This window comes from Lacinutrix sp. YIN62, from assembly GCF_057219185.1.
Map to the genome: position 1 here is coordinate 1 of NZ_JBXVVH010000045.1, position 5,250 is coordinate 5,250.

Annotated in this window: 5 protein-coding genes; 3 read left to right on the forward strand and 2 right to left on the reverse strand. The window is 34.0% G+C overall.

The annotated features are described in order from the left end of the window. The coding region (locus AC2D8I_RS15805) for a transposase (RefSeq protein WP_484707063.1) at positions 1 to 281 on the reverse strand (281 nt) is incomplete at its 3' end. A gap of 47 nt (positions 282 to 328) precedes the next feature. Here AC2D8I_RS15805 and AC2D8I_RS15810 point away from each other — a divergent pair. Beyond that, entirely contained in the window at positions 329 to 841 is a 513-nt protein-coding gene (locus AC2D8I_RS15810; RefSeq protein WP_484707072.1) for a lipase/acyltransferase domain-containing protein, read from the forward strand. Positions 842 to 2,038: 1,197 nt separating this feature from the next. Further along, positions 2,039 to 2,404, forward strand: coding sequence for a T9SS type A sorting domain-containing protein (locus AC2D8I_RS15815; protein ID WP_484707065.1), 366 nt, complete (start codon positions 2,039 to 2,041; stop codon positions 2,402 to 2,404). Between the two features lie 126 nt (positions 2,405 to 2,530). On the opposite strand, the gene AC2D8I_RS15820 is transcribed toward AC2D8I_RS15815, so the two are convergent. Further along, positions 2,531 to 4,084 carry an IS1182 family transposase gene (locus AC2D8I_RS15820; protein ID WP_484707067.1) on the reverse strand — a complete coding sequence of 518 codons (1,554 nt, stop codon included), beginning with the start codon at positions 4,082 to 4,084 and terminating at the stop codon, positions 2,531 to 2,533. A 164-nt stretch (positions 4,085 to 4,248) separates the two neighbouring features. Here AC2D8I_RS15820 and AC2D8I_RS15825 point away from each other — a divergent pair, with 164 nt between their 5' ends. Further along, positions 4,249 to 5,127, forward strand: a complete 879-nt coding sequence (locus AC2D8I_RS15825) for an alpha/beta hydrolase (RefSeq protein WP_484707069.1) — start codon at positions 4,249 to 4,251, stop codon at positions 5,125 to 5,127. The last annotated feature ends 123 nt before the right edge of the window (positions 5,128 to 5,250 follow it).

A 5,250-nucleotide genomic window follows, 5' to 3' on the forward strand; every position in this document is an offset into this window, starting at 1 on the left:
ATTTGATCCATGTCTTTTTTTAACAGCAGCTTTTTCAATTGCTCTATCTCTTTTTTTAAAGCTTTAATTCTGGTAATCTCATCCTTTGTTTCAACCATAACTCTAATATTCATTAAATCTTTTCTTTCGTACTTTCTAATCCATTCATTTATCGTTGAAGGATTAATTCCATAAAGCTTTCCTAGTTCATACTTAGTATATTTTCCTGTACTAAGTTCGTCTAAAATTTTTAATTTGAATGATTCACTGTAACGTCTAGTAACTCTGTCATTTTTATACATAATCTACTTGAATTATGTAGCCTTTATTCAGGACGAGTCAAGACTTTATACAACGTAATGCTTATGTTTTAGAAGCAGTAATAGATTGGGTAAATGCCAATAAAACAGGTACAGAACAAAATGTAATATTAGGGCAAAGTATGGGAGGTTTAATTGCACGCTATGCCTTAAAGGATATGGAAGATAATGCAGAAAACCACGATGCCAGTTTATACATAAGCCACGATGCACCACATCAAGGTGCACATATCCCTTTAGGACTTTTACATATGGGAAGACATATTGTTAATGAGTTTATACAAACACCTTTAGGAAATATAAGCATCCCAATAAATGGTGCAGGAGATTTTGGTTTAGCAACTATTGATGATTTATTAGATGCACCTGCTGTCAATCAAATGCTTATTAACAATGTAGATACTAATGGTAATAGAACCAATACAACACATAGTGCTTGGCAAACAGAATTACAAACAATGGGTTACCCACAACAAACACGAAATATAGCATTAAGCAATGCCAGTCATTGTGGAAATAGTCAAGGCTTATCATCAAATTAAGGACTTGTTACTGTTACTGGAGAAGGTGGCACATCAGTTTTAACAAGTATAATTGAGCTTCTTTTTATTAATATCGACCCAGCAGTTGGTATTGCTTTAAACGATGTTTCTGCTGCGCTTTTAGGTTTTTTACCAGGAAACAGTAATTTAGATTTAGAATTTAGAGCAAATACTTTTCCGTCTTCTGGTACTGCTCGTATTTATAAAGGACGATTAACTTACGAAAAAAAGTTTCTTTGGTTAATACCAATAACAAGAACCATTTTTAATAAATCAGTAAACTCTCAAAATGGAGATCAGTTTATAGATAATTATCCTGGCGGAATTAGTCCTAATGGGTTAGCGATTGCTAATAATGGAGGTGATACTAATTGGTTTTATAATTATGACTATAATATAGATGTCAATTTAAACTTCGATTTTATTCCTGTTACAAGTGCTTTAGATGTTGGTAGTGGTAATGCTAATTTAAATGATTTTGATTATTACAGACAATATACCTCTGCAAATCCACCAATAGGAAATAGAGCTATTCCGTTTGTCAATTTCACAACATCTTCAAACCAAAACAATAATTTAAACGCGGAGCATATTTCTTTTAATAGACGAAATGGAGATTGGTTAGCAGAAGAGTTAGACGCAGACACAGACATTGATTTCTTTGACTGTACTGCTTTTTGCACAAACTCCGAATTAACTGGAGAAGATTATTTATGTACAACAGGAGTTTATTCTGTAACAACTGACGCTACTTTTACTAATTGGACAGTTAATGACCCAAATAATCTAGTTTCCTTTACAACAAACGGTAATGAAATTACACTAAATCAATTAAACCAAAACCAAAATGGTACAATAAATATAACAGCCACTTATGGTAATCCAAGATGTGGAACTGTAACAATCACAAAAGAAATTAGGGTAGGGAAACCTAATGTAACAACAAACGGAATTAATGGTGGCTATGACAATGCATCTACAAATTCAACAACTCAATTTAGCGTAGCTTGGGCAACAGGTAATACACATTATTATTGGTCTGTTACACCAAATACAACTTGTAATGCTGGTTCTGGACCAACTATTCAACCTACAAGCCAAAACACCTATAACTCTACTTCAAGATATGCTAGTATAAATTGGGGAGCTTGTACAGGAACGTATTCAGTAGTTTGTTATGCAAAAAATGATTGTGGATTGACATATATTGGACAAAAATGGGTAACGGTTTACGATCCTTATGATGATAATCCAAATGATCCTTGTGATGATGTTTGGAGTTTAAAGTCTTATCCTAACCCAATTAAAGGAGGTTCTATTGTTGTTAACAAATTGCCTCCAGGAAATCCTTGTGATGATGACCCATATGGTGGTTTAGCTAAACAGGCTGATATAAAAAATGATGTGAGAATTTATGATTTTTATGGGAATGTTATTTATGAGAATAGTTTTAACTCTAACGAATTTAATATTAACGGATTAAAATTACGAACAGGACACTACATATTGAATGTTCAATCATCAGATGGACAAGTCTTAAGAAAGCTAATTACTGCGGAATAAAGCCCAGTGCCTAACAAAGGTAATCGTTGCACAAGTCTATAAAAACATAAAAAAACATTCAAAAGCTCCTTTTACAAGGGCTTTTACTTTGTTAAAACCTATACTATTTAAATTTTAGGATGCCTATTATATTCGTTCTAACAGCTTTATTTGGGGCCTAAACAAGCGTTTTACAAGACAAAATAAATGCTTCATTGCTTTAGCATCTATTTTCACATTTTTTACAGTGAATTTTAAATATTTCTTCAAGTTGTAGGCAATTGCAGACAGATGCATGACTTTGTTTGCTTGTTGCATTCCTATAGTGTTGATTTTCCGAAGTCCCATAAACTGTGTGAGGGTCCCAAAAACGGGTTCTACCGTACTTTGCCGTTTGGATTTTAGATACCTGCCTTTTGTACTATTTACTCGTTTGTTGTTACGTTCGTATTCTTCTCGGTAATAGGTCACAGAAAATGTTTTCTCTTTTGCACTTTTTCCTAAACACGCTTTGGCTAAGGGACATCCTTTGCATTGCATACTTGAACCTCTGTACGCTTTCTTTTTGGTTTTGGTACGGGAATCCAAAAACACCTTTTTAAAGGGAATGATAGTTCCTTGTGGACACAGGTAATGACCCTCTTCTTTTTGGTAAACAAATCCCTCTGGACCGCCTTTATAAGTGCCATGAGGGGGAATATAACTTTCCAAACCTATTGCTTCTAAAAATGCATAATTTTCGCCACTGCTATAGCCGGTATCAGCAACACAGTTCCGCCAAAGTAACCCTTGCTTGTGCAGTTTAGTTTTTAAGCGTTTGGTGATGTCCTGTAAATATTGATTGTCCTTTTTATCGGCATGGTATGCCTTGATATCTGTAATGGCATGATGCGCCGTATCTACACTAAGCTGGCTCATATAGTTTAACTTTCTCGCTTTTCCTGGTTTTACACTGATTCGTGCATCTGGATCGGTGGGACTGTAATGGGTTTTATTGGAGGTGTATCTACTTCCTTTATTTCCAGCGCCAGGACGTTGATCTTGCTCTGCTGCCCACTTCTTATTTCTGCTGTTTAGGGCTTGTAATTCTTTTGCATTGGCGGTGATGCTTTGCTGGTCTTCTGAAGCTTTATTGGTTTGAGCTTTACGGATTATAGTTTCCTTATCGCGACTACTTATGTGACGTATTTTTCTCAAATGAGCATCCAAATCTTCTTTAGGAACTTTTAGCTCTAAAGTATCCATAGAAGCATTCGCCTTTACAGGAGCTGAGTCAATGGTTTGAGTATGGCCACTTACCATCCCTTTTTCAACGCAGATACTCAATACCTTTGTAAAAACGTCTTCAAAAATATGTTCAGGAAATAATTGACGCGTGCGACTAATGGTAGAATGCCAAGGCAAAGCTTCATCAATATCATAGCCCAGAAAATACAGTATATCTAAGCGCATACTACAATGCTGTATCAATTTACGGTCGCTTATTAAATTCTCCAAATACCCCACCAAACACAGTTTAAAGAACACAACAGGATCAATACTTTTCTGACCGCTATCGCCATAAAAAGGCTGGGTTGATGCATATAAAAAATCTAAATGTAATACCGCTATTAACTTGCGGTAAAAGTTGTGTTTCGGAATGCGTTCGCTCAATTGAAAATGAGAAAATAATTTTTCTTGGTACTCTTTTTTGCCTTGCATAACTAAAGTTAAGAAATAACTAAGCCGCTTTTAAATTCCTTTTCTATCTTTAGCAACAAACTTGTGCAACAGGCACACCGTATAAAAATGCATTGAAAACGCATTTTACACAAACCGTTGGCAGTAATGTAAGCAATGAACTCTGAATTAAACAAATGAACTTTTTGAAACTACCAAATCTATTATTTATAACATTTTCTTTTTTGATTTTTTGCAACCCTTTATTTAGCCAAAAGTTAGACCCAAAAGGGCGAGATTTTTTTAAGCCAGACCATATCATTAAATCTGAAATTACAAATAAAGATTATTTAATTCATATGTCTTTTCCAAAGAATTATTCTATTAAGGACAGCATAACATATCCTGTGCTTTATGTTTTGGATGGGAAAAGCACATTTGGATATTTCGAGTCAAAATACATTGATTCTGAAAAAATCGAAGATGTGATTCTCGTTGGAATCAGTCATAAGGTTAATGGAATAGAATCAGGAATTAATAGATTTAATGATTACACCCCATATTGTGATACAATAACAGAAAGAAGATTTGAGAAGAAATTTGGTGTTGAAAAAGGAACTATCAGAACTGGTGGAGCTGATAAATTTTTAGAATGCTTAAAAAAAGAAATTGTGCCATTTATAGACAAACACTATAAAACAAATTCTGATAGAGGAATTTCAGGACATTCTCTTGGTGGATTATTTACGTCATACTGTTTTGTGAAATCTGACAATTACTTTACTCGATTTGGAATAAATAGTCCTTCATTCCAGCTTAACGAAGAAATATTTTTAAAGCCTGCGATTATTAAGTTCAGTAATAACCAAAATTGGGATATTAAACCGACTAAAGTATTTATTTCGACTGGAGAAGATGAAAGCCCAATGATGGTGTCTAATATGATTAAGTTTAGTTTATATCTTAAAAAAAGTAACTACGAAAATGTTGATATGGATTGGAAAATATATAGAAATGAATCTCATACGTCAGTAATTCCGTTTAGTTTAAATGGAACACTGATAAACTTATATGGAAAACAATAAAACACTACTGCCAACACCGGTAATCGTTGCACAAGTCTATGACTCGTCCTGAATAAAGGCTACATAATTCAAGTAGATTATGTATAAAAATGACAGAGTTACTAGACGTTACAGTGAATCATT

What these genes read in the sequence shown, in the direction of transcription:
- AC2D8I_RS15820 (WP_484707067.1), bottom strand. Translation starts at nt 4,084, where the DNA reads ATGCAAGGCAAAAAAGAGTACCAAGAAAAATTATTTTCTCATTTTCAA.